This is a genomic window from Pseudomonas xionganensis (assembly GCF_009763245.1).
Lineage (GTDB): Bacteria > Pseudomonadota > Gammaproteobacteria > Pseudomonadales > Pseudomonadaceae > Aquipseudomonas > Aquipseudomonas xionganensis.
The window spans coordinates 224,550-248,340 of sequence record NZ_WKJZ01000001.1 but is presented as its reverse complement, the minus strand read 5'-3'; the positions used below and the strand labels follow the sequence as shown (position 1 = coordinate 248,340).

Sequence of the window (23,791 nt, the reverse complement as noted above, 5' to 3'; positions counted from 1 at the left end):
TCAGTCGAGCCTGAGGACCTTGGCCAGGACGATCTTCGGCCCTTTCATCTTCTTGACGATAATGCGCAGGCCTTCGACTTCCAGTGCCTCCTCTTCCTCGGGCATGCGCTTGAGCGTCTCGTAGACCAGCCCCGCCAGGGTTTCCGCCTCGATAGGGTCGAGATCGACGCCGAGCAGGCGCTCGACCTTGGCCAGCGGGGTGTCGCCGCGCACCAGCAGCTTGCCCGGCTGATAGGCGAGGATGCCGCGTTCGGCCTTGTGGTGTTCGTCCTGGATATCGCCGACCAGGGCTTCCAGCACATCTTCCATGGTCAGATAACCGATCACCTTGCCGTCGGCCTCCTCGACCAGGGCGAAGTGCGAGCCGCCCTGGCGGAACTGCTCCAATAGCTGTGACAGCGGCATGTGCCGGCCGACCCGTTCGATGGGGTGCATCAGATCGCCCAGGCGCAGCGCCGAGGGCAGCATTTCCAGCAGCGACAGGTGCAGCAGCAGATCCTTGATATGCAGCACACCGACAAAGCTTTCGCTGGCGTTGTCGTAGATCGGGTAGCGGCTGTACTTGTGCCGGCGGAAGGTGCTGAACACCTCGTCCAGGCCGGCATTGAGCTCCAGGGCTACCAGGTCTTCGCGGGAGTTGGCCCAGTCCACCACTTCCAGCTCGCCCAGCTCCACTGCCGAGGCCAGTACGCGCATGTCCTGATCGCTGGGGGCGCTGGCGCGGCTGGAATGCAGGATCAGCTTGAGCTCGTCGCGGCTGTAATGATGCTCGTGATGAGGTCCGGGCTCGCCCTGGCCGGCGATGCGCAGAATGGCGTTGGCGCTGGCATTGAGGACGAAGATCGCCGGGTACATCAGCCAGTAGAACCCGTACAGCGGCGCGGCAGTCCACAGCGACAAGCGTTCGGGCTGGCGGATGGCCCAGGACTTGGGCGCCAGCTCGCCGACCACGATATGCAGGTAGGACAGGCTGGCGAAGGCCAGGAAAAAGGCAATGGCGCTGACCAGCCCGGCTGACTCGACGCCCAGCGCGCCGAGCAGGGGCCTGAGCAGCTCGGCGAAAGCCGGCTCGCCTACCCAGCCCAGGCCCAGGGAGGCCAGGGTGATGCCCAGCTGACAGGCCGACAGGTAGGCGTCCATCTGGTTGTGCACGGTGCGCAGGATATGCCCGCGCCAGCCGTGCTGATCGGCCAGGCTTTCCACCCGGGTGGCGCGCAGGCGCACGATGGCGAACTCGGCGGCAACGAAGAAGCCGTTGAGCAGCACCAGCAGCAGGGCGAAGAGCAAAAGGCCGAAGTCGGCGAAGTAGTGTGCGGCGGAAAGACTCGTGGAAGGGTCCATAAAGACTTGAGTGGCTGGCAGATGCCTAAAGGGTGGGGGCAGTGCGCGCGCTTTGCAAGGGGGGCGCGTTATTGGCCGCGGCGCACGGCTTGTTGCGGCGGGAAGTGGCAGGTAAAGGTGCTGCCCTTGCCCAGCTGGCTGTGGATATCCAGGCGCCCCCGGTGGCGCAGCAGCACATGCTTGACGATCGCCAGGCCCAGGCCGGTGCCGCCGGTGTTGCTGGCACGGCTGGAATCGACCCGGTAGAAACGCTCGGTCAGGCGCGGCAGGTGCCTGGCCTCGATGCCCAGGCCGCTGTCGCGGACCGCCAGATGGGCGCCCTGTTCGTCGCCCCACCAGCGAATATGGATTTCGCCTTCATCCGGGGTGTACTTGACCGCATTGAACACCAGGTTGGAAAAGGCGCTGCGCAGCTCCGCCTCACTGCCCTTGAGCTTGAGGTGCGGGTCGGCTTCCAGGCTGATGCGGTGATGGCGCTCGCCGGACAGGGCCTGGGCATCATTCTTGATGCTCAGCAGCAGCAGGTCCACCGCCACCGGCTGGTTGTCCGAGGGGTAATCGGTGGCTTCCAGCTTGGCCAGCAGGAGCAGGTCATTGAGCAGGTTCTGCATGCGCCCGCCCTGCTGCTGCATCTGCTGCAGGGCGCGCAGCCAGCGCGGATTGACCGCTTCGACATTGTCCAGCAGGGTTTCCAGATAGCCGGCGATCACCGTCAGCGGCGTGCGCAGTTCGTGGGACACGTTGGCGACGAAGTCCTTGCGCATCTGTTCCAGCTGATGCAGGCGGGTCACGTCGCGCACCAGCATCAGGTGTTCGCTGTTGCCGTACTGGGTGATATGAAACTGCAGGCGAATGCGATCGTTGACCGGCGAGGGCAGGTCCAGGGGTTCGCCGTAGTTGTTGCCTTCGAAGTACTCGATAAAGCGCGGATCGCGCACCAGGTTGGTGATCTGCTGGCCGCTGTCCTGGGGCGTTTTCAGGCCCAGGAGTTTTTCCGCGGCGATATTCCACCACTCCAGATTGCCGTTGCGGTCGAGCATGATCACCGCGTCCTTGAGGGCGGCGGTCGATTCCTGCACGCGGTCGATCACCGCCTGCAGACGGCCGCGGGCCTTCTGATCACGGCGCTGCAGGTGGTAGATGCTGTCGAACACTTCTCCCCACAGGCCATAGCCATCGGGGGGCGGCTCGTCCTGCTTGCGGGTGCGCAGCCACTTGTGCAGGCGCAAAAGCTGCTGCAGGTGCCAGCCAAGGTAGATCGCCAGGCCTAGGGCCATGGACCAGCCATATTCGCCTGTGATCAGGCCGAGCAGCAGGCAGCCGGCGATCAGCAACAGCAGGCGACGTATCAGGGGGGCGCGCCAGTCTTGATTCAATTAGAGCTCATCCGCGATCAAATCCATCGGCCGGGTACGGAGCGATACCGGCAATCCTAACAACTTTGCCTGATCAGCTCTTGGTGGAGAAGCGATAGCCGGTGCCGCGAACGGTCTGCACCAGGTTCTCGTAGGCCTCGCCCAGGGCCTTGCGCAGGCGGCGGATATGCACGTCCACGGTGCGCTCCTCGACATACACATTGCCGCCCCAGACCTGGTCGAGCAGCTGGCCGCGGGTGTAGGCGCGCTCCTGGTGGGTCATGAAGAACTGCAGCAGACGGTACTCGGTGGGGCCCATCTCGGCCGGTTTGCCATCGATGGTGACCCGGTGGCTGATGGGGTCGAGCAGCAGGCCGCCGACTTCGATCGGCCCTTCGCTGTCACTGGGCCCGGCACGGCGCAGCACGGCCTTCAGGCGGGCGACCAGCTCACGGGGGGAGAAGGGCTTGGTGATGTAGTCGTCGGCGCCGACCTCCAGACCCTGGATCTTGTTGTCCTCTTCACCCTTGGCGGTGAGCATGATGATCGGGATATCGCCGGTCAGTTCATCGCGCTTGAGGCGCCGGGCCAGTTCGATACCGCTGGTGCCGGGGAGCATCCAGTCGAGCAGGATCAGGTCGGGCTTGCGGTCGACGATGATGGCATGGGCCTGCTGGGTGTTCTCCGCTTCCAGGCACTCGTAGCCGGCCATTTCCAGGGCCACGGCGATCATTTCGCGGATCGGAGCTTCGTCATCGACGATCAGGATGTTCTTGCCAACCATGAATCAAGCCTCGGGTCATCTCGCTGTAATGAGCTGCATTAGATAACGGAATTATTGCAGCGATATGACAACTGCGCGGCAGGGCTGTCTAGCCGCGCAAGGCGAAATCCAGGGCGATCCCGACAAAGATCGCCAGGCCGGCCCAGTGGTTGTGCAGGAAGGCGTTGAAGCAGGCCATGGGCTTGCGGTTGCGCGTCTTGTGGTACTCCCAGGCAAAACAGGCCGCGGCCACGGCCAGGCCCAGGTGGAAATACAGGCCCAGTTCGAAGCGCGCCCCGGCCAGCAGCAGGCACAGCAGGGTCAGGCCCTGCAGGCTGGCGATAATCAGGCGGTCGGCGTCGCCGAACAGGATGGCGGTGGATTTCACCCCGATCTTCAGGTCGTCGTCGCGGTCGGCCATGGCGTAGTAGGTGTCGTAGGCCACGGTCCACAGCAGGTTGGCGATATACAGCAGCCAGGCCTCCGGCGGCAGGCTGCCGGTTTCGGCGGTAAAGGCCATGGGCATGCCCCAGGAGAAGGCCGCGCCCAGCACCACCTGCGGGTAGAAGGTGTAGCGCTTCATAAAGGGGTAGCAGGCGGCCAGAGCCAGGCCACCGAAGGACAGCCAGATCGTCGTGGCGTTGGTAAACAGCACCAGCACAAAGCTCATCGCCACCAGCACGGCGAACAGGATCAGCGCCTCGCGTGGCTGGATCTTGCCGCTGGCCAGGGGGCGTGCCTGGGTGCGTTTGACGTGGCCGTCGAAGTTGCGGTCGGCGTAGTCGTTGATCACGCAACCGGCAGCGCGCATCAGGATCACCCCGCAGACGAAGATCAGCAGGTTCTTCACGCTCGGCACGCCTTCTGCCGCCACCCACAGCGCCCACAGGGTCGGCCACAGCAGCAGGTAGATGCCGATGGGCTTGTCCAGGCGCATCAGCTGGACGAAGTCCCAGGCGCGTGGGTGCAGACGGTTCAGGGATTGCAGCAGGCGGGTATACATGGCGCGTCTCCGTGCGGGTTGCGCGGATTATAAGGGGGTTGTTGGCGTGGGGTCTGTTGCCGTTTCATCGCTCCGGCGCGGCCGCGAGTGAAACGGCAACAGACCCTAGTGTGATAGCGCTTTACCGATCCACCATGGCGGTGGATGAGGAAATCGTCATCCACCCTACGGGTCGATACCGGCGTGCTGCCAGAAGGCTGGCAGAAACACCTCGGCCACCAGCACTCCCAGGGCGCCCCGGCTAAAGCAGGAGCGCCGTGCCCACAGGCGCTCGCTGCGCACCTCGGCCGGTAGCCAGGGCGCCGGGTAGTGGCAGGCCTGCAGTTCGCCGCGGTCGAAGGCGCGGTCGCTGAACAGCAACTCGCCCAGGGAACGGCTGCCCAACTCCGCCAGATTCAGGCCGGAGCCTTCCAGGGCGCTGCGCGCCGCCACGCTGCGGGCGAACACCCAGGGCTGGCCGTGGCCGCGCAGGTACACCTCGCGTACCCAGCCCTGGCTGCCTGGCGCCACGTTCAAAGCGCTGCATTCATCGCTGCGCAGGCGCTGCCAGCCTTCCTCCAGGGGCGTCACGGAGAAGCCATCCTCGGACAGGACGGTGAGGCGCCGGGTCAGCGAGTCCTGGTTGAACAGCCAGTCGCGCACCCCGGCTGCCGGGGCGGGATGCAGCTGCGCGGCAGTCAGCCAGCGCGGCGGGTGAGCAAGGGCGGCGTGGGGCACGGTGGCTCGGCTCCAGTGGGGGAGGCGGGCGAGTCTAGCATGGGCTTGTTGGCCTGGGTCTGGGCCACGCTCGGCGCGACCCTACTTTGGTTGGCCCACCCAGGGCGCTATTCATCGCCCGGCGGCTTGGCGCCTGGAGCCACATAAGGTAGTTTGCCCCGCGCAATAGCCGTGAGATTCGCCAGAGGTCGTTATGAAGAAGTGGCAATGTGTGGTCTGTGGACTGATTTACGACGAGAGCCAGGGCTGGCCTGATGAAGGCATCGCCGCCGGTACGCCGTGGCAGGATGTTCCGGACGACTGGCTGTGCCCGGATTGCGGCGTCGGCAAGATGGATTTCGAGATGATCGAAATCGGCTGATAGCGGTTTTCCCTACGGCGACCTGCGGGTCGCCGTTTTTTTATGGCTGGCCACTCTGCTGGCCGCCGCCAGACGCCGTGCAAACGCGCCCAGGGATTTTTCTTTGCACCCCATTGCCACGCCCTTGGCAGTCAGCAGGGGCTGGGCTAGCGTGCAGGCACAGACCCGGTTTTTCACGGAGGCGTGCGATGCGCAAATGGCAATGTGTGGTATGCGGCTTTATCTATGACGAGGCTCTGGGCCTGCCCGACGAGGGACTGGCGCCGGGAACCGCCTGGGAAGATGTACCGCAGGACTGGCTCTGCCCGGATTGCGGCGTGGGCAAGGCGGATTTCGAGATGATCGAAATCAACTGAGCGGCCAATGTTGATCGAGAGTGAGGAAGGCAACGCATGAGTGCACCTGTGGTAATAGTCGGGACCGGCCTGGCCGGTTACAACCTGGCCCGAGAGTTTCGCAAGCTGGACAGCGCCACGCCGCTGCTGCTGATCACAGCCGACGATGGCCGCTCCTACTCCAAGCCCATGCTCTCCACCGGCTTTGCCAAGAACAAGGATGCCGATGGCCTGAGCATGGCCGAACCGGGTGCCATGGCCGAGCAGCTGAATGCGGAAATCCGTACCCATACCCGCATCACCGCCATCGATCCGGCGCAGCAGTGCCTGTGGATTGGCAGTGAGGCTGTGCCCTATCGCGACCTGGTGCTGGCCTGGGGTGCCGAGGTGATCCGTGTGCCGGTGCAGGGTGATGCCGCAGAAAGCATCCTCTCGATCAATGATCTGGAAGATTACGCGCGCTTTCGCGCGGCGGCGGCGGGCAAGCAGCGGGTGCTGATTCTCGGTGCCGGCCTGATTGGCTGCGAGTTTGCCAATGACCTGAGCGCGGGTGGCTATCAGATCGAACTGGTGGCCCCCTGCGAGCAGGTGATGCCCGGTCTGTTGCATCCGGCCGCGGCGGCCGCGGTGCAGGCTGGCCTGGAAGGCCTGGGGGCGCGTTTCCACCTGGGCCCGGTGCTGGCCAGCCTGCAGCACAAGGACGGCGGCCTGCAGGCGCAGCTGTCCGATGGCACGCTGATTGACTGCGATCTGGTGCTGTCCGCCGTGGGCCTGCGTCCGCGTACCGAGCTGGCGACCGCTGCCGGTCTGGCGGTGAAGCGCGGGGTGGTGGTGAACCGCCTGCTGCAGACCTCCCAGGCCCATATCTATGCCCTGGGCGACTGTGCCGAGGTTGATGGCCTCAATCTGCTCTATGTCATGCCGCTGATGAGCTGCGCCCGGGCCCTGGCCCAGACCCTGGCCGGCACGCCGACGGCAGTCAGCTACGGGCCCATGCCGGTGACGGTAAAGACCCCGGTCTGCCCCCTGGTGGTGTCGCCGCCGCCGTCGGGCCTGCAGGGCGATTGGTCGGTGGAGGGCAGCGGCGCAGACATCAAGGCGCTGTGCCGGGATGCCGCCGGCAACCTGCTGGGTTATGCCCTGACCGGTACGGCCGTGCAGGAAAAGCTGGCCCTGAATAAGCAGTTACCGCCCCTTTTGGCATGATCGTCGGTCGTTCTGTCTGATTTGCCCTGAAAATGCCCGTTCAAAGTGTCGGACAAGACTGGCGCCACTGCCAATGGCATGCCATCCTCCTTGGGTCTGCCGCAGCCTAGAGCTGCTGCGGCGCCTTGGATTCTGCTCGCGCAGAGCAGCCCGGACACAACAACAAAAAACCGTAAGAGGCATTTATGCGTAAACCGGAACTCGCCGCCGCCATCGCCGATAAGGCGGATCTGACCAAAGATCAGGCCAACCGTGTACTCAACGCCGTACTGGAAGAAATCACCAGCGCCCTGAACCGCAAGGACAGCGTCACCCTGGTGGGTTTCGGCACCTTCGTGCAGCGCCACCGCGGTGCCCGTACCGGCAAGAACCCGCAAACCGGCCAGCCGGTGAAGATCAAGGCCAGCAACACCGTCGCCTTCAAACCGGGCAAGTCCCTGAAAGACGCGGTCAACTGAGTCGCCATTTCCGGGGCCGCAACGGCCCCGGAGCCGGTCATGACACCCACCGCAAGACCGGGCTGTAGTCCCGCGCAAAAACCACTACAATGCGCCGCCATTTCATACTCCCTCAGAGGCCGTGCGCATGAAATTCCGTTTTCTCCTGTGGATGCTGGGCCGCCTGATGGCCAAGGCCAGCCGCATCAACCCCGAGTTCCAGAAACAACTGGAAGGCCGTGACATGGTGTTCCAGCTGCACACCCTGGATGGCAAGGTGGCCCGTCACTTTATCGTCAAGGATCAGCGCATCAGCAGCAAGCGCGGCCCGGCCAACGAGCCGGCCTTTGCCCTGGGCTTCAAGGATGCCGCCTATGGCTTCGCCACCATGAGCGCGAAGAACAAGCAACTGGCCTTTATGCAGGGCATTCAGAACAAGGACATCCAGATCCAGGGCAACCCGGCGCTGGTGATCTGGTTCCAGGGCCTGACCAAGTATCTGATGCCGAAGAAACCGGCCAGCCAGAAAGCCGCCTGATCGACACCAGCATGCCGCTGCGCTGGCCGCGGCGCCCGCCATTGGGTAGGCTGGGAGCAGTTTTCCCGAGAGCCTGCCCATGCGTTTGTTGACCCTTTCCCTTCTGCTTGCCAGTGGCCTGGCCCAGGCCGTGGCGCCCAAGGCCGAGTCGTTCGCTCCGGTTTTCGAGTTGGCGGGTATCCGTCTGCTCTGTGAGCAGAGTGCCCCCCTGGTTCAGCGCGGCCTGGATCAGGCTGAGCAAAAGCGGCTGGCACAAGCCTTCGCGGCCGATGCCCTGTGTCTGGATCTGGCCAAGCGCCTGGCGAAGAAAATCGACCAGGCGCAGCTGGAGCAGGCCCGCGAGTTGCTGGAAAGCCCCCTGGCCCAGCGCTTTACCGAAGCCGAGCGCGCCGTGGGTGCAGATGCCGGCGCCGAGCTGGCGGCCTATCGCGAGCAGCTGGCGGCTCGTCCGCCGCGGCAGGAACGTCTGGACCTGGTGCGGCGCCTGGATGCCGCGGCCCACACCACGGTATTGGCCACGCTGCTGCGTTATGAGGCGGGCAAGACCCAGGCTCTGCTGGCCCTCAGGGGCCGTGGTGAAAGCATTGACGAGGCCTCGCTGAGCAGCCAGACCCAGGCCCAGGAAGAGGCCTTGCGCGCTTCCAGTGCGGCGGCGGTGGAGTCCTTTATGCTGTATGCCTACCGGCGTATGCCCAGCCAGCAGCTGAGCGATTATGCCGCCCTGTATGAGCAGCCCGCCGTGGCCCTGCTGCTCGACAGCAGTGTGGTCATCCTGCCCGAGCTGTTCGCCGCCCGCCGCGAGCAGTTGAGAAAATAATTGCCCGCATGCATAAACAAGGCTCTGTACCAATTGTGTGTTGCGCTCACCTTCGCCACTGCGCATGAGAGCGCCTGGGGCCGTAGGGTGCGCCGTGCGCACCAGCCATTTGCCGCCTGAGTTGGTGCGCACAGCACACCCCACCTATTGCCGTCTTTCTAGCTGACTCAGGTATACCCAGCATGAAAAAGGGGCCTTCCGGCCCCTTTTTCATCAGCGCTGTCTATCAGTGCAACGGATGAAACTGCGCCGCCAGTTCGCGCAGCGCCACTTCCGCCGCCAGTACCTTGTCCACCGCCTCATTGGCCTTGTCGCGGCTGATGCCGAGGTTGTCGAACAGGCTTTGTGGGATTTCGCCCTGGGGGCCGGCGCCGATGCCGCGATTGCGCAGCAGACGCAGCGACAGGCACACCAGATTCGGATAGGCCGCATGAGGGCCGGCGTAGTCGGCGTCATGCTGGAAGCGCAGGGCGCTGGCCAGTTCTTCCGGCATATCCCAGTAGCGCATCAGCCAGGCGCCGATCTGCTCGCGGGTGATGCCCAGCAGATGCTGCTCGATATGGCTGTGGCTCAGGTGCGGGTTGACCTCCAGGTGGCGGCAGATCAGCGAGAAATGCGGCGGGAAGACGTGGGCCAGAACCAGATAGCCGAAGTTGTGCAGCAAGCCGGCGAGGTAGGTCAGCCCGGTTTCCGGGCGTTGCGCACGGGGGATGGCACGGGTCAGGCCCTCGATCACCGCGGCGCTGTAGATCGCCTGCTGCCAGTAGGGCGTGGCCTGTTGCGGTTTGTCCTTGGGCAGGCTGAGGGTCTTGCCCAGGGCCAGGCCCAGGGCCAGGTTGATCACCAGGTCGAAGCCCAGCACGCGGACGATGGCGTCCTCTACCGAGCGGATCTTGCCGGGGGCGGCGTAATAGGGCGAGGCCGCCCAGCTGACCACCTGGGCGGCCAGGGCCGGATCGGTTTCCACCACGCCGGTAATGTCGTCCACCGTGGCATCCGGGTCGACCCGCAGTTTGATGATACGTTGTGCGGTTTCCGGCAGCGGCGGGATTTCGATGGTTTCTTCCAGGCGCTGCTGGATGCGCCGGGCGGTAAAGGCCTGCACCGCCTGGGTGATCTCGGCGCGGTCGTCGTCGGGACGATCCAGGTTCAGGCGGATATTTTCCAGCGGTTCGCCAAAGCGGGCGGCGCTGGCCTTGCTCAGCAGGCGCTTGAATGGCTCGGTGGCCAGCTCCAGGAGGATGCCCGGAGTGCCGGACTCGATATACAGGCTGGGCACCTGTAGCAGGCGCTCGTCATACAGGCAGGGCGAGCTGGTCAGCGGCGGCAGCCCGGGCAGCACTTTCAGGTTGTGTTTGCCGAGCATGCGCTCCAGGCGCTCCGGCTTGACCGCGGTCAGCTGGCGTCCGGTCAGTTCGGTCAGGCGCGCCAGATCGAGCAATTGGCTCTGCGGGAATAGCACCAGCAGGGCGCCGACGGCATCGTCGAGCAACACCGCCTGCAGGCGCTGGGCCGCTGGCAGCGACGAATGGTCAGGCTGGATGCGATAGCTTAGGCCGAGCTTTTCCAGCAGCTGCAGGATCACCGCGGGCGGCTGGGGCGCGGTGTCGGTGGCGTGGGCGAGTTCAGTCATGGCGATATCCGGATTGGGCAGCATTGGGGCAAGTATAAACAGCGGGTCTGTGGGCTACCGGTCGAGGCGACGGTTGCCCTGTGCACTGGATCACACTTGGCCATATTGTTGGCCGTGACGCAACCAGCGCTGCAGCAACGGGCTGACATGCCCGGGCCAGTGTTCCAGCAGGGCGCCGGCGGCGTCGCGCACGGCGGGCAGCAGATCAGCATCGCGCATCAGGTCGGCCACCTTGAACTGCAGCAGGCCGGTCTGGCGGGTGCCAAGCATTTCGCCGGGTCCACGCAGTTCCAGGTCTTTCTCGGCAATCACAAAGCCGTCGCAGGTTTCGCGCATGATCCCCAGGCGTTCGCGGCCCAGTTGCGACAGCGGCGGGTGATAGAGCAGCACGCAGTGGCTCGCCGCACTGCCGCGGCCAACCCGCCCGCGCAGTTGGTGCAGCTGGGCCAGGCCGAGGCGTTCGGGGTTTTCGATAATCATCAGGCTGGCGTTGGGCACGTCCACGCCGACCTCGATCACCGTGGTGGCCACCAGCAGCTGCAGTTCGCCACGTTTGAACGCATCCATGACTGCGGCCTTTTCCGCCGGCTTCATGCGCCCGTGGATCAGGCCCACACGCAGCTCGCCCAGGGCGCTGGAAAGCTCTTCAAAGCTGGTTTCGGCGGCCTGACAGGTAAGCTCCTCGGATTCCTCGATCAGGGTACAGACCCAGTAGGCCTGGCGCCCTTCACGGCAGGCGGCGCGCACCCGCTCGATCACTTCGATACGGCGGCTGTCGGCGATCACCAGGGTATTGACCGGGGTTCGCCCGGGCGGCAGCTCATCGAGGATCGAGGTGTCCAAGTCGGCATAGGCGCTCATGGCCAGCGTTCGCGGAATGGGCGTGGCGGTCATGATCAGCTGGTGCGGGCACATCCGTCCGCCCACGCCTTTCTGCCGCAGGGCCAGGCGTTGCTGCACGCCGAAGCGGTGCTGCTCGTCGATGATCACCAGCGCCAGTTGGGCGAACTTCACCTCGTCCTGAAACAGCGCATGGGTGCCCACCACCATCGGGCAGCCGGCGGCGATCTGCTCCAGGGCGCTGGCGCGGGCCTTGCCCTTGAGCTTGCCGGCCAGCCAGGCCACTTCGATGCCCAACGGCGCCAGCCATTTGCTGAAGTTGAGAAAATGCTGCTCGGCGAGAATCTCGGTGGGCGCCATCAGCGCCACCTGATAACCGGCCTCCAGCGCCTGCAGCGCGGCGAAGGCGGCGACCACCGTCTTGCCCGCGCCCACGTCGCCCTGCACCAGGCGCAGCATGGGCTCGTTCTGGGCCAGGTCGTAGGCGATCTCGGCACCGACCCGCTGCTGGGCGCCCGTGGGGGTGAAGCCCAGGTTGTGCAGAAACTGTTGCGGTAGCTTGTGCGCCTTGGGCAGTGCTGGCGCCGCCTGGGTGCGGATCTGCTCGCGCAGGCGTTGCAGCGACAGCTGATGGGTCAGCAGCTCCTCGAAGGCCAGGCGGTGCTGGGCCCAGTGGCGACCTTCGGCCAGCTCTTCCAGGTCAGCGTCCGGCGGTGGCCTGTGCAGGTAGCGAATGGCCTGGTCGAGGGGGCTGAGCTGGTAGTCCCGGGCCAGTTCGCTGGGTAGCCAGTCCGGCAGACTGTACGGACCGAGACGGGCCAGGGCCTGTTCGCTAAGGCTGCGCAGGCGTTGCTGGGTCAGACCTTCGGTGGTGGGGTAGATGGGCGTCAGGCACTGTTCCACGGCTATCGGCTCGCTGCCCGATAGCGCACGGTATTCCGGGTGGTAGATCTCCAGGCCCGAGGAGCCGGGGCGCACCTCGCCGTAGCAGCGCAATTGGGTGCCACGCTTGAGGCCTTCCTTCTGCGCCTGGCTGAAGTGATAGAAGCGCAGCGAAAGGGTGCCACTGCCGTCCTGCAGCCTTACCAGCAGGCTGCGCCGCCGGCCCATCACCACATCGGCGCCCGCCACCACGCCTTCCACCACGGCGTCCTGGCCGGGACGCAGGGCGCCGATCGGGGTGATGCGGGTGCGGTCCTGATAGCGCAGCGGCAGGTGGAACAGCACGTCCTGCAGGTTTTCCAGGCCGACCTTGGCCAGCTTCTCGGCCAGCGCCGCGCCCACGCCCTTGAGCGCGGTCACCGGCACCGCTGCAAGTTCGCTCAAGTCGGGCCTCAGGCGTTCTGGGTCTGTGGCTTGGCCACCGAACACAGGCGGATGGAGTCAGTCAGCACCTCGATGGCCTTGGGCCGTGGGAAGCTGGCGCGCCAGGCAATGGCCACGGTGCGAAATGGCGCGGGGGCGCTCAGCGGGCGGATCTCGATCACCCCGGGGGCGTAGTGATGGCTGTCCACGGCGGAGAACGGCAGGATCGACACACCCAGGCCCGAGGCGACCATATGGCGGATGGTTTCCAGGGAGCTGGATTCCACCGTGGTGTGCTTGGCGTTGTCTTCGCCGCCCTTGCGCAGGCTAGGGCAGGCCTCCAGCACCTGATCGCGGAAGCAGTGGCCCTCGCCCAGCAGCAGCAGGCTCTTGTCGTTGAGCAGCTTGGGGTCGATGCTGTCCAGCTGCGCCCAGGGGTGGCCGGCCGGCAGCAGGGCGTAGAAGGACTCATCGTACAGCGGCTTGGTCAGCACATCGGCTTCATGGAAGGGCAGGGCGATGATGATGGCGTCCAGTTCGCCGTTGCGCAGCTTGTCGCGCAGCACATGGGTGAAGTTTTCCTCGATATACAGCGGCATGTCCGGGGCGACCCGGTGCAGTTGCGGAATCAGATGGGGAAACAGATAGGGGCCGACCGTGTAGATGGCGCCGATCTTCAGTGGCGCGGTCATCTGGTTCTTGCCGGCCTGGGCCAGTTCGCGAATGCTCTGGGCCTGTTCCAGCACCTTCTGCGCCTGGGTGACGATGCCCTCGCCGACCGGGGTCAGGCGCACCGCGCTCTTGCTGCGCTCGAAGATCAGCACGCCGAGCTCGTCTTCCAGTTTCTTCACCCCCACCGACAGGGTCGGCTGGCTCACATGGCAGCGCTCGGCGGCGCGGCCGAAATGCTGTTCCTGGGCCAGGGTGACGATATAGCGCAGTTCGGTGAGGGTCATAGTGTTTATCCATTGATTTGCCGCTAAGCATAGCCTTTGTATTGCAATAGACCAACCGCGCTACACTCAGGCTTTGGTCTGGGGAGGGGATGGATGAACGCTTCGCTATTGATCGCCGGTTGTGGCGATGTGGGCACGCGTCTGGGTGTACGCCTGGCGGCTGAGGGCTGGTCGGTATACGGACTGCGCCGTTCGGTGACGCAGCTGCCTGGCGCGATCGTGCCTGTGGCCGGTGATCTGCAAATGGATGAGTGTCCATCCGCCTGGCCGACCGGGAAACTGGACTATCTGGTGTATTGCGCCGCCGCCAATTCGCATGACGAGGCCGGCTATCGCAGCGCCTATGTCGAGGGATTGCATCGGGTGCTGGGCTGGCTGGCCGAGCATGGTCAAACGCCCAGGCGCCTGCTGTTTGTCTCCAGCACCGGGGTGTATGGCCAGCAGGGCGGGGAGTGGGTCGATGAGGGCTCGCCGGCCGAGGCCGCGGGCTATTCCGGGCGGGTAATGCGTGAGGCCGAGCAGCTGGCATTGGGCAGCGGCCTGCCCGCTACCTGCGTGCGCCTGAGCGGCCTCTACGGGCCAGGGCGCGAGTGGTTGCTGGGTCAGGTGCGCCAGGGCTATCGGGTGGCCAGCGAGCCGCCGCTGTATGGCAACCGTATCCATGTGGACGATGCCGCCGGCCTGCTGGCCTACCTGCTGCAGGCCGACCAGCGCGGTGTAGTGTTGGAAAACTGCTATATCGGCGTCGACGATGAGCCTGCGCCGCTGGATCAGGTGGTGGCCTGGCTTCGTGAGCAGCTGAATGTCACGCACTGGAGCGATACGGCCCAGGTGCGCCGCGCCGGCAGCAAGCGTTGCAGCAATGGCCGCGCCCGGGGGCTGGGCTGGGCGCCGCAGTATCCCAGCTATCGAGAGGGGTATCGGGCCATTCTGGGCGATGCAGGCCTTCTAGAAGGCCTGCAGCTTGAATAAGGCGGGGCCTGAAACCCCGTCAGAGGGGCTTACTCGATGACCAGAATCGCGTCCATTTCCACTTGGGCGCCCTTCGGTAGCGCGGCTACGCCGATGGCGGCGCGGGCCGGATAGGGCTGCTGGAAATAGCGGCCCATGATCTCGTTGACGGTGGCGAAGTGGGACAGGTCGGTGAGGAAGATGTTCAGCTTGACCACGTCCTTGAACGAGCCGCCAGCGGCTTCCATAACGGCCTTGAGGTTCTCGAACACCTGCACGGTCTGGGCTTCGAAGCCTTCCACCAGTTCCATGGTCTTGGGGTCGAGGGGGATCTGCCCGGACATATAGACGGTATTGCCGGCCTTGATCGCCTGGGAGTAGGTGCCGATGGCGGCGGGGGCCTTGTCGCTGGTGATAACAGTCTTGCTCATTATGTTCTCCTGGTGAGGGTGGGGTGTGGGCTTGTGCCCAGCATGGCTATGTCGTCGGCGTATCGGCTCTGCTGTCAGGCCCGTACGCGGTTGATATGAATGACGCCCTTGAGGGCGCGCAGTTTGCGGATCACCCGGGCCAGATGGACGCGATCATGCACGCTGACGATCAGCTGCACCACGCTGATGCGACCGTCCCGTTCGTCCATGCCGATCTTCTCGATATTGCCGTCGGCGGCATTGACGCTGCTGGCCAGCAGGGCGATCAGGCCGCGCTGGTGTTCCAGTTCGACGCGCAGCTCGACATTGAACTCGCCGGTAACGTCCTTGGCCCAAGACAGCTGGATGCATTTCTCCGGGTTGTGCCGGATTTCGCCGATGTTCTTGCAGTTTTCCAGGTGCACCACCATGCCCTTGCCGGCCGACAGGTGGCCGACGATGGGGTCGCCGGGAATGGGCGTGCAGCACTTGGCGTAGCTCAGCACCAGACCCTCGGTGCCGCGGATGGCCAGCGGACCTTCGCTGCTCGGGCGTTCGTCGCCGCTGTCGGCGAGCAGGCGGCGGGCCACCACATAAGCCATGCGGTTACCCAGGCCGATATCCTCCAGCAGATCCTCGATCACCTCCAGGCGATATTCGCCCAGGGTGGCCTGGATGCGTTCGGCGCTGATCTTGTCCAGGTGGCTGTCCAGCCCGGTCAGCACCTTGTTCAGCAGGCGCTCGCCGAGGCTGATGGATTCCGAGCGACGCTGCTGCTTGAGGGCGTGACGGATATGGGTGCGCGCCTTGCCGGTGACCACGAAGTTGAGCCAGGCCGGGTTGGGGCGGGCGCCGGGGGCGCTGACGATTTCCACGGTGGAGCCGCTCTGCAGCGGTTCGGACAGCGGCGCCAGGCGGCGGTTGATGCGGCAGGCGATGCAGGTGTTGCCGACGTCGGTATGCACCGCGTAGGCGAAATCCACCGCCGTGGAGCCTTTGGGCAGCTCCATGATCTTGCCTTTCGGGGTGAAGACGTAGACCTCGTCGGGGAACAGGTCGATCTTCACGCTCTCGATAAATTCCAGCGAGTTGCCGGCGCGCTGCTGCATCTCCAGCACGCCCTTGACCCATTGCCGCGCTCGGGCGTGGCTGCCCTTGGGCTGGTCTTCCTCATTGGACTTGTACAGCCAGTGGGCGGCGATGCCGTTGTTGGCCAGCTCTTCCATCTCGCGGGTGCGGATCTGGATCTCGATGGGCACGCCGTGCATGCCGAACAGGGTGGTGTGCAGCGACTGGTAGCCGTTGGCCTTGGGGATCGCGATGTAATCCTTGAAGCGACCCGGCAGCGGTTTGTACAGGTTGTGCACCGCGCCGAGCACGCGGTAGCAGGTGTCGACCTTGTCGACCACGATGCGGAAGGCGTAGACGTCCATGATCTCGTTGAACGCCCGGCGCTTGCCGCGCATCTTCTGATAGATGCCGTAGAGGTGCTTCTCGCGGCCCATCACTTCGCCTTCCATGCCTTCGCGGGCCAGGCAATGGGTGATCGACTCTTCGATCTTGTTGACGATTTCCTTGCGGTTGCCGCGGGCGCGCTTGACCGCGGCGCGGATGCGCTCGGAGCGCATCGGGTGCATGGCCTTGAAGCCCAGGTCCTCGAACTCCACGCGCATGCTGTGCATGCCCAGCCGGTTGGCGATGGGGGCGTAGATTTCCAGGGTTTCCTTGGCGATGCGTCGGCGCTTCTCGCCGGACAGCACTTCCAGGGTGCGCATGTTGTGCAGGCGGTCGGCCAGCTTGACCAGAATTACCCGGATATCCCGGGCCATGGCCATGGCCATCTTCTGGAAGTTCTCGGCCTGGGCCTCGGCCTTGGTCTCGAAGTTCATCTGGGTCAGCTTGCTGACCCCGTCCACCAGCTCCGCCACGGATTCGCCGAACTGGGCGTCCAGGGCTTCCTTGGCGATACCGGTGTCTTCGATCACGTCATGCAGCATGGCGGCCATCAGGCTCTGATGGTCCATATGCATATCTGCGAGGATGCTGGCCACGGCCAGCGGATGGGTCACGTAGGGCTCGCCGCTGCGGCGGCGCTGGCCGTCGTGGGCCTGCTCGGCGTAGAAATAGGCGCGACGCACCAGGTTGACCTGGTCGTCGTCGAGGTAGGTCGAAAGTCTGTCGGCGAGGGCGTCTATGCTCGGCATGGTGTTTCTCCCTGCCGACTTAGAGGTGCCTGCGCCGTATGACTTCGACCCGGCATCGGCTTACAGAGGCTCGTTGGCCTCTTCCTCGAAGGCGGCGAACAGCGGCTCTTCTTCAACGATCTCGTCCTGGGCGATCACGTCATAGTCCACCAGGCCGCCGGCGATTTCACGCAGGGCCACTACGGTGGGCTTGTCGTTTTCCCAGGCCACTTTCGGCTCCTTGCCGCCGGTAGCCAGCTGGCGCGCGCGCTTGGTGGCGAGCATAACCAGCTCAAAGCGGTTATCGACGTTGTCCAGGCAATCTTCAACGGTCACGCGAGCCATGGTGTTCCTCGTAGCATATGCAAAATAGAGCTGTGCCCAAATGGGCGAGCGGACTGGATAGTCTAGTTAAGCCCGTGGGGCCGCCGCAAGCGTTAAGCTACGGGCGGCACGAAAAATTCCGGGCCTGGCCTGCTGTTGCCTAGGCCAGCAGCTCGCTGAGCAGGCCGGCGTGGCGCTGCTGTTGCGGGCCCTGCAGCAGCTGGTTGGCGCGGAAGATGGCCTTGAGGTCGCTCAGGGCATGGGCGAAGTCGTCATTGATCAGGATGTAGTCGTACTCGACGTAATGACTCATCTCGCTGACCGCCTCGCGCATGCGCCGTTCGATGATCTCGCCGCTGTCCTGGCCGCGATTGGTCAGGCGGTGGCGCAGGGCTTCCTGGGTCGGCGGCAGGATAAAGATCGATTTGGCCTGGGGCATCAGCCGGCGCACCTGCTGGGCGCCCTGCCAGTCGATCTCCAGGATCAGGTCAAAGCCTTCGGCCAGGGTCTGTTCGACCCACTTCTGCGAGGTGCCATAGAGGTTGTCGAAAACCTGGGCATGTTCGAGGAACTCGCTGCGCTCCAGCATGGCGCTGAACTGCTCGCGGGCGACGAAGTGGTAGTTGACCCCGTCCACCTCGCCCGGGCGCATGGCGCGGGTGGTGTGCGAGACCGAGACGCGAATCTGCGCCTCGCTGTCGATCAGCGCCTTGACCAGGCTGGTCTTGCCCGCGCCAGAGGGGGCAGAAATGATATAGAGGGTGCCGGTGGTGGTAGCCATTAGAGCTTCCTGAACAAGTCTTGTGGGGCTTGAAAACGTAGCGAGCGACGGCTAGGCAAGGCGAAGTCAGGTTTGAAAGCGGAGTTTACGTCTGTAAATGAGCATTTCGAACCTGAGTTCAACGCGGCATAGCCTAGCGCAGTAGTTTTCATTCGATATTTTGTACCTGTTCGCGCATCTGCTCGATCAACACTTTCAGATTGACCGCGGCCTGGGTGCTGCGCGGGTCAAAAGCCTTGGAACCCAGGGTGTTGGCTTCGCGGTTGAGTTCCTGCATCAGGAAGTCCAGGCGCCGGCCGGCGGCGCCGCCACTCTTGAGGACCCGGCGCACCTCGGCCACATGGGTGACGAGGCGATCCAGCTCTTCGGCCACATCGCTTTTCTGGGCAAGAAGAACAAGCTCCTGCTCCAGCCGCTGGGGATCCAGTTCGGCCTGCATCTCGGCGCAGCGGCTGATGATCTTCTGCCGTTGCGTGGCGAGCATCTGTGGCACCAGTTCACGCAGGGCTGCCACTTCCTCGGCGATGCTGTCCAGGCGCTCATTGAGCAGCTTGGCCAGCTCCGCGCCTTCGCGCAGACGGCCTTGCTTGAGCTCGTCCAGAGCCTGGCCGAACAGGCCCAGAGCGGCCTGATTGAGCGCCTGCGGATCGGCGGCATCGGCCACCAGCACGCCGGGCCAGCCCAGCACTTCCAGGGGGTTGAGTGGTGCCGGCTGCTTGATCAGGGCGGCCACGCTTTCTGCCGCCAGGACAAGCTGGCTGGCGCGCTGCAGATCGACCTGCAGGGCCTTGCCGCTGCTGTCTTCGTTATAGCGCAGGGTGCATTCCACCTTGCCGCGGGACAGGCCGCTGCGCAGGGCCTCGCGTACCGCGCCTTCGAGGTCACGGAAGGCGTCCGGCAGGCGCAGATGGGGCTCCAGATAGCGGTGGTTGACCGAACGCAGCTCCCAGCTCAGGGTGCCGCCTGCGCCGGCCTGTTCGGCACGGGCGAAGGCCGTCATGCTGTGGATCATGGGTAAACCTCGCGTTATATCCGACTCGAATGACCGACCCGATGGCTGTGGCGTCGGGTCGGCATGACGGTATGGCTAAAGGGCGAGATTGTAGCGCAGTGCGCTGCCTGGCCCAATTCGGCATGGCGTGTCGGGCTCAGGGCCCTATAATGCCGACAGATTTCTCCACTCCAGCAGGTAGTTCTTGATGAAACGTCCCAGTGGCCGCGCCGCCGATCAGTTGCGCTCGATTCGCATCACCCGCAACTACACCAAGCATGCCGAGGGTTCGGTGCTGGTGGAGTTTGGCGACACCAAGGTGATCTGCACCGTCAGCGTCGAATCCGGTGTGCCGCGCTTTCTCAAGGGCCAGGGCCAGGGTTGGCTGACCGCCGAGTACGGCATGCTGCCGCGCTCCACCGGCGAGCGTAACCAGCGCGAGGCCAGTCGCGGCAAGCAGGGTGGGCGTACCCTGGAAATCCAGCGTCTGATCGGTCGTTCCCTACGCGCGGCGCTGGATATGTCCAAGCTGGGTGAGTTCACCCTGTATGTCGATTGCGATGTGATTCAGGCCGACGGTGGCACCCGCACCGCCTCTATCACCGGCGCCATGGTGGCCCTGGTTGATGCCCTGAAGGCGATCAAGAAGCGTGGCGGCCTGAAAAATGGCGATCCGCTCAAGCAGATGATTGCCGCGGTATCGGTGGGCATGTATCAGGGCGAGCCGGTGCTGGATCTGGATTATCTGGAAGACTCGGCAGCGGAAACCGACCTCAATGTGGTGATGACCAGTGCCGGCGGCTTTATCGAAGTGCAGGGCACTGCCGAAGGCGCGCCGTTCCAGCCGGCCGAGCTGAATGCCATGCTGGCCCTGGCGCAACAAGGCATGAGTGAATTGTTCGCACTGCAGCAGGCGGCTTTGGACGATTGATCTAGCCTGAACCATAAACCAAGGAGATGCAGCATGAGCGATGAGACCCAGACGCCCCAGCAGACCCCCGGCCAGGAAGCTCGGCAATGGGCGATGTTCTGCCATTTCGCGGCCTTTCTCGGCCTGGTGTTCCCGTTCGGCAATCTGCTCGGGCCGCTGATCGTCTGGCAGATCAAGAAGGATCTCGATCCCTTTGTCGACGCCCAGGGTAAGGAAGCGCTGAACTTTCAGATCAGTGTGACCATTGCGATGCTGATCTGTCTGCTGCTGTCGGTGGTGCTGATTGGTATTCCGTTGATGGTGCTGGTGGGTATTGCCGCGCTGGTGCTGACCATTATTGCCGGGATCAAGGCCAATGAGGGGCAGGCTTATCGCTATCCCTTCGCCTGGCGTCTGGTGAAGTAGGGCTGTAGCGAAAGGCAAAAAAGCCGACCACTGGGTCGGCTTTTTTCTGTGCCCTGGCCAGCAGCTAGACGCTAAGTGTCCAGTCGTAGTCGACCATCAGCGGCGCATGCTGGGAGAAGCGCGGTTGGCGCGGCAGGCGTGCGCTGCGTACGGTCCGGCGCATGCCCGGAGTGAGCAGCTGGTAGTCGAAGCGATAGCCCAGGTTGAGCAGCTGCGCCTGTTCATTGTCCGGCCACCAGCTGAACTGATCGCCTTCGCGGTTGATCTCACGCAGGGCATCAACATAGCCCATCTGGTTGATCACTTCGTCCATCCAGGCCCGTTCTGGGGCGAGGAAACCCGGCTGCTGCTGGCAGTCGCGCCAGTTCTTCACATCCAGTTTCTGGTGCGCCACATAGAGCGAGCCGCAATAGATGTATTCACGGCGCTTGCGGCGTTGCTTGTCCAGATAATGAGTGAAGTCGTCCATAAACTTGAACTTCTGGTTCAGGTTTTCGTCACCGTGCAGGCCGGATGGCAGCAGTAGACTGGCAATGCTCACTTTGTCGAAATCGGCCTGCAGGTAGCGCCCATAGCGGTCGGCCATTTCAAAGCCGAGGCCGCTGATTACCGCCTTGGGTTGCAACCGCGAATAGAGCGCCACGCCACCCTGGCTTGGCACTTCAGCATCGCAGGCATAGAGGAAATAGCCATCCAGCTGGAAGGCCTGGTCGTCCAGTTCAAAGGCGGAGGCGCGGGTGTCCTGCAGGCAGATCACGTCGGCATTCTGTGCTTGCAGCCAACTGAGCAAACCACGCTCGACTGCCGCATGAATACCATTCACGTTCACACTGATGATCCGCATAAATGGCCCCCAAAATCACGTGCGTGTATGATAACCGAGCTCATCTTTATTAGCTAAATTCCTTGTTGCCCGGGGCTTTTCATGCAGGCGTACCAGCGCGAGTTTATTCGTTTTGCCATCGAGCGCGGGGTTCTGCGCTTCGGTCAGTTCACCCTCAAATCCGGGCGGATCAGCCCTTACTTCTTCAATGCCGGGTTGTTCGACAGCGGTCAAGCCCTGGCACAGTTGGGGCGTTTCTATGCTGCCGCCATCGTCGATAGCGGTATTGATTTCGACGTGCTGTTCGGCCCGGCCTACAAGGGCATCCCCCTGGCTGCGACCACCGCGGTGGCCCTGGCCGAGCACCATCAGCGTGACCTGCCCTGGTGTTTCAACCGCAAGGAAGCCAAGGACCATGGCGAGGGCGGTACCCTGGTCGGTGCACCCCTGGCCGGCCGCGTGCTGATCATCGATGACGTGATCACCGCCGGCACCGCGATCCGCGAAGTGATGCAGATCATCCAGGCCCAGGGCGCCCAGGCGGCCGGTGTGCTGATTGCCCTGAATCGCCAGGAGCGGGGCCAGGGCGAGCTGTCGGCGATCCAGGAAGTGGAGCGCGATTACGGCATGCCGGTGGTCAGTATTGTGTCCCTGCAGCAGGTGCTGGAATATCTGGCCGAAGATGCTGAACTCAAGCAGTACTTGCCGGCGGTTGAAGCCTACCGTGCCGAGTACGGCATCTGAACCCAGCTCAAGAAGAAGGTGATGGCCCCATGCGCAAACCCGTCCTGACCTGTTGTGCGCTGTTGTTCGGCTCGCTCCTGCCGGTGCTGGCGGGGGCCAGTGAGTTGTACCGCTACACCGACGAGAAGGGCACCACGGTGCTTAGCCGTCAGGGGGTGCCGCCGGAACATATCGCCCGTGGCTATGAGGTGCTCAACAGCCAGGGGCGCGTGGTGCGGGTAGTGCCGCCGGCGCCCAGTGCCGAGGAAATGCAGGAAATTCTGGCCGAAAAGGCGCGGGCCAAGAGCGATGGGCAATTGCTGCGTCTGTACAGCAATCTCGATGACGTGGAGCGTGCTCGTGAGCGCAAGATGGCCGAGCTGGACAGCCTGATTGGCGTGGCGCGGGGTAATCTGCAGTCGGCGCGGGTGCATCAGGGCAATTTGCAGGGGCAGGCCGCCGAGCATGAGCGGGCCGGGCGCCAGGTGCCCGAGCATCTGCTGGCGCAGATTGAAAACCAGAAGGCCGAGCAGGAACGCCTCAAGGCCGACATCGAGCGTTACCGCCAGGCGCGTACGGAGGCGGATGCGGCCTTCGATGCTGACCGTGATCGGCTTAAGGTCTTGCTCGACAGGCGTCAGTGATTGGACCTGAAGCCATCTCGCCGTAGCGGATGATGGCCGTTGCTCTTGACCAAGGCCCTTGAATCAGCCGAGCTGAGGCGGCTGATTCAAGGGCCTGTCTGCTCAGTGACGCTTGCGATTGGTGATCAGGGTACCGACGCCGCTGTCGGTGAAAATCTCCAGCAACACCGCGTTGGGCACCCGGCCGTCGATGATATGGGCGCTGTTGACGCCGCCCTGCACCGCCTCCAGAGCGCAGCGGATCTTCGGCAGCATGCCGCCATAGATGGTGCCATCGGCGATCAGGTCGTCGACCTGTTCGGTGGTCAGGCCGGTAAGCACTTCACCCTGCTTGTCCATCAGGCCGGCGATATTGGTCAGCAGCATCAGCTTCTCGGCTTTCAACGCTTCGGCCACCTTGCCGGCGACCAGGTCGGCGTTGATGTTGTAGGACTCGCCGTCACTGCCCACGCCAATCGGCGCGATCACCGGGATAAAGTCGCCCTTGACCAGCATATTGAGCAGGTCGGTGTTGACCCCGGTAACTTCGCCGACATGACCGATGTCGATGATTTCCGGCTGGGTCATCTCCGGGGTCTGACGGCTGACCTTGAGCTTCTTGGCGCGGATCAGGCCGGCGTCCTTGCCGGTCAGACCGATGGCGCTGCCGCCGTGCTGGTTGATCAGGTTGACGATGCTCTTGTTGACCTGGCCGCCAAGAACCATTTCCACCACGTCCATGGTGGCCGTGTCGGTGACGCGCATGCCGTCGATAAAGTGGCTTTCGATGCTCAGACGCTTGAGCAGATCACCGATCTGCGGGCCGCCGCCGTGTACCACCACGGGGTTGATGCCTACGGCCTTCATCAACACGATGTCACGGGCGAAGCCTTCCTTCAGTTCTTCGCTTTCCATGGCGTTACCGCCGTACTTGATCACCAGGGTCTTGCCGACAAAGCGGCGGATATAAGGCAGTGCTTCGGACAGTACCTTGGCGACATTGCTGGCGGCATCGCGTTCGAGGGTCATGCAGGGCTCC

General features: G+C 64.0%; 26 protein-coding genes. 11 read left to right on the top strand and 15 right to left on the bottom strand.

The window, feature by feature from the left end:
- From GJV18_RS01165 to GJV18_RS01145, 5 genes are all read right to left on the bottom strand, one after another.
- The gene (locus GJV18_RS01165) at nt 1–1,341 is read right to left on the bottom strand and encodes a hemolysin family protein (RefSeq protein WP_160342895.1); all 1,341 of its coding nucleotides are present in this window, start codon (nt 1,339–1,341) and stop codon (nt 1–3) included.
- Between the two features lie 68 nt (nt 1,342–1,409).
- Nucleotides 1,410–2,717: a phosphate regulon sensor histidine kinase PhoR gene (phoR, locus tag GJV18_RS01160; RefSeq protein WP_160342894.1), complete on the bottom strand. Its 1,308-nt coding sequence runs from the start codon at nt 2,715–2,717 to the stop codon at nt 1,410–1,412.
- Nucleotides 2,718–2,790: 73 nt separating this feature from the next.
- A complete protein-coding gene (gene phoB, locus GJV18_RS01155) occupies nt 2,791–3,480 on the bottom strand; it encodes a phosphate regulon transcriptional regulator PhoB (RefSeq protein ID WP_160342893.1) in 690 nt (229 codons plus the stop codon).
- An 88-nt stretch (nt 3,481–3,568) separates the two neighbouring features.
- On the bottom strand, nt 3,569–4,462 hold the full coding sequence (gene ubiA, locus GJV18_RS01150) for a 4-hydroxybenzoate octaprenyltransferase (RefSeq protein ID WP_160342892.1): 894 nt from the start codon (nt 4,460–4,462) through the stop codon (nt 3,569–3,571).
- Nucleotides 4,463–4,627: 165 nt separating this feature from the next.
- On the bottom strand, nt 4,628–5,179 hold the full coding sequence (locus tag GJV18_RS01145; protein ID WP_160342891.1) for a chorismate--pyruvate lyase family protein: 552 nt from the start codon (nt 5,177–5,179) through the stop codon (nt 4,628–4,630).
- A gap of 193 nt (nt 5,180–5,372) precedes the next feature.
- Here GJV18_RS01145 and GJV18_RS01140 point away from each other — a divergent pair, with 193 nt between their 5' ends.
- The 6 genes from GJV18_RS01140 to GJV18_RS01115 all read left to right on the top strand — a co-directional run bounded on the left by GJV18_RS01140 (nt 5,373) and on the right by GJV18_RS01115 (nt 8,873).
- On the top strand, nt 5,373–5,540 hold the full coding sequence (locus GJV18_RS01140; RefSeq protein ID WP_160342890.1) for a rubredoxin: 168 nt from the start codon (nt 5,373–5,375) through the stop codon (nt 5,538–5,540).
- A 188-nt stretch (nt 5,541–5,728) separates the two neighbouring features.
- Nucleotides 5,729–5,896 carry a rubredoxin gene (locus tag GJV18_RS01135; RefSeq protein WP_160342889.1) on the top strand — a complete coding sequence of 56 codons (168 nt, stop codon included), beginning with the start codon at nt 5,729–5,731 and terminating at the stop codon, nt 5,894–5,896.
- Between the two features lie 36 nt (nt 5,897–5,932).
- Nucleotides 5,933–7,081, top strand: coding sequence for an FAD-dependent oxidoreductase (locus tag GJV18_RS01130; RefSeq protein ID WP_160342888.1), 1,149 nt, complete (start codon nt 5,933–5,935; stop codon nt 7,079–7,081).
- Nucleotides 7,082–7,266: 185 nt separating this feature from the next.
- Nucleotides 7,267–7,539 (top strand): HU family DNA-binding protein, encoded by a 273-nt coding sequence (locus GJV18_RS01125; protein WP_160342887.1) that lies wholly within the window; start codon nt 7,267–7,269, stop codon nt 7,537–7,539.
- 127 nt (nt 7,540–7,666) lie between these two features.
- Entirely contained in the window at nt 7,667–8,056 is a 390-nt protein-coding gene (locus GJV18_RS01120) for a helicase (RefSeq protein WP_160342886.1), read from the top strand.
- Between the two features lie 79 nt (nt 8,057–8,135).
- Nucleotides 8,136–8,873, top strand: coding sequence for a hypothetical protein (locus GJV18_RS01115; RefSeq protein WP_160342885.1), 738 nt, complete (start codon nt 8,136–8,138; stop codon nt 8,871–8,873).
- Nucleotides 8,874–9,099: 226 nt separating this feature from the next.
- Here the strand turns inward: GJV18_RS01115 and GJV18_RS01110 are convergent, their stop codons facing one another.
- The 3 genes from GJV18_RS01110 to GJV18_RS01100 all read right to left on the bottom strand — a co-directional run bounded on the left by GJV18_RS01110 (nt 9,100) and on the right by GJV18_RS01100 (nt 13,607).
- Nucleotides 9,100–10,506 (bottom strand): aminoacyl-tRNA deacylase and HDOD domain-containing protein, encoded by a 1,407-nt coding sequence (locus GJV18_RS01110; RefSeq protein ID WP_160342884.1) that lies wholly within the window; start codon nt 10,504–10,506, stop codon nt 9,100–9,102.
- Between the two features lie 90 nt (nt 10,507–10,596).
- Nucleotides 10,597–12,672 (bottom strand): ATP-dependent DNA helicase RecG, encoded by a 2,076-nt coding sequence (gene recG, locus GJV18_RS01105; RefSeq protein ID WP_160342883.1) that lies wholly within the window; start codon nt 12,670–12,672, stop codon nt 10,597–10,599.
- A gap of 8 nt (nt 12,673–12,680) precedes the next feature.
- Complete coding sequence (locus GJV18_RS01100) at nt 12,681–13,607, bottom strand: hydrogen peroxide-inducible genes activator (RefSeq protein ID WP_160342882.1); 927 nt, start codon at nt 13,605–13,607, stop codon at nt 12,681–12,683.
- Between the two features lie 93 nt (nt 13,608–13,700).
- Here GJV18_RS01100 and GJV18_RS01095 point away from each other — a divergent pair, with 93 nt between their 5' ends.
- Nucleotides 13,701–14,579, top strand: coding sequence for an NAD-dependent epimerase/dehydratase family protein (locus GJV18_RS01095; protein ID WP_160342881.1), 879 nt, complete (start codon nt 13,701–13,703; stop codon nt 14,577–14,579).
- Nucleotides 14,580–14,608: 29 nt separating this feature from the next.
- On the opposite strand, the gene GJV18_RS01090 is transcribed toward GJV18_RS01095, so the two are convergent.
- The 5 genes from GJV18_RS01090 to GJV18_RS01070 all read right to left on the bottom strand — a co-directional run bounded on the left by GJV18_RS01090 (nt 14,609) and on the right by GJV18_RS01070 (nt 19,268).
- Nucleotides 14,609–14,989 (bottom strand): RidA family protein, encoded by a 381-nt coding sequence (locus GJV18_RS01090; RefSeq protein ID WP_160342880.1) that lies wholly within the window; start codon nt 14,987–14,989, stop codon nt 14,609–14,611.
- Nucleotides 14,990–15,063: 74 nt separating this feature from the next.
- Nucleotides 15,064–17,172 carry a bifunctional GTP diphosphokinase/guanosine-3',5'-bis pyrophosphate 3'-pyrophosphohydrolase gene (spoT, locus tag GJV18_RS01085; protein ID WP_160342879.1) on the bottom strand — a complete coding sequence of 703 codons (2,109 nt, stop codon included), beginning with the start codon at nt 17,170–17,172 and terminating at the stop codon, nt 15,064–15,066.
- A gap of 60 nt (nt 17,173–17,232) precedes the next feature.
- Entirely contained in the window at nt 17,233–17,496 is a 264-nt protein-coding gene (gene rpoZ, locus GJV18_RS01080) for a DNA-directed RNA polymerase subunit omega (RefSeq protein ID WP_160342878.1), read from the bottom strand.
- 139 nt (nt 17,497–17,635) lie between these two features.
- Nucleotides 17,636–18,256 carry a guanylate kinase gene (gene gmk / locus GJV18_RS01075; RefSeq protein ID WP_160342877.1) on the bottom strand — a complete coding sequence of 207 codons (621 nt, stop codon included), beginning with the start codon at nt 18,254–18,256 and terminating at the stop codon, nt 17,636–17,638.
- 148 nt (nt 18,257–18,404) lie between these two features.
- A complete protein-coding gene (locus tag GJV18_RS01070) occupies nt 18,405–19,268 on the bottom strand; it encodes a YicC/YloC family endoribonuclease (RefSeq protein WP_160342876.1) in 864 nt (287 codons plus the stop codon).
- 187 nt (nt 19,269–19,455) lie between these two features.
- Between GJV18_RS01070 and rph the strand changes: the two genes are divergently transcribed.
- Entirely contained in the window at nt 19,456–20,178 is a 723-nt protein-coding gene (gene rph / locus GJV18_RS01065) for a ribonuclease PH (RefSeq protein WP_160342875.1), read from the top strand.
- A gap of 33 nt (nt 20,179–20,211) precedes the next feature.
- Nucleotides 20,212–20,583, top strand: coding sequence for a DUF4870 domain-containing protein (locus tag GJV18_RS01060; RefSeq protein WP_160342874.1), 372 nt, complete (start codon nt 20,212–20,214; stop codon nt 20,581–20,583).
- Between the two features lie 64 nt (nt 20,584–20,647).
- Here GJV18_RS01060 and GJV18_RS01055 read toward each other — a convergent pair whose 3' ends face one another.
- On the bottom strand, nt 20,648–21,427 hold the full coding sequence (locus GJV18_RS01055) for an exodeoxyribonuclease III (protein WP_160342873.1): 780 nt from the start codon (nt 21,425–21,427) through the stop codon (nt 20,648–20,650).
- A gap of 81 nt (nt 21,428–21,508) precedes the next feature.
- Here GJV18_RS01055 and pyrE point away from each other — a divergent pair, with 81 nt between their 5' ends.
- On the top strand, nt 21,509–22,150 hold the full coding sequence (pyrE, locus tag GJV18_RS01050; RefSeq protein ID WP_160342872.1) for an orotate phosphoribosyltransferase: 642 nt from the start codon (nt 21,509–21,511) through the stop codon (nt 22,148–22,150).
- Nucleotides 22,151–22,179: 29 nt separating this feature from the next.
- Nucleotides 22,180–22,773: a DUF4124 domain-containing protein gene (locus GJV18_RS01045; RefSeq protein WP_160342871.1), complete on the top strand. Its 594-nt coding sequence runs from the start codon at nt 22,180–22,182 to the stop codon at nt 22,771–22,773.
- Nucleotides 22,774–22,875: 102 nt separating this feature from the next.
- Here the strand turns inward: GJV18_RS01045 and argB are convergent, their stop codons facing one another.
- Nucleotides 22,876–23,781, bottom strand: coding sequence for an acetylglutamate kinase (argB, locus tag GJV18_RS01040; RefSeq protein WP_160342870.1), 906 nt, complete (start codon nt 23,779–23,781; stop codon nt 22,876–22,878).
- Between the last annotated feature and the right edge of the window lie 10 nt (nt 23,782–23,791).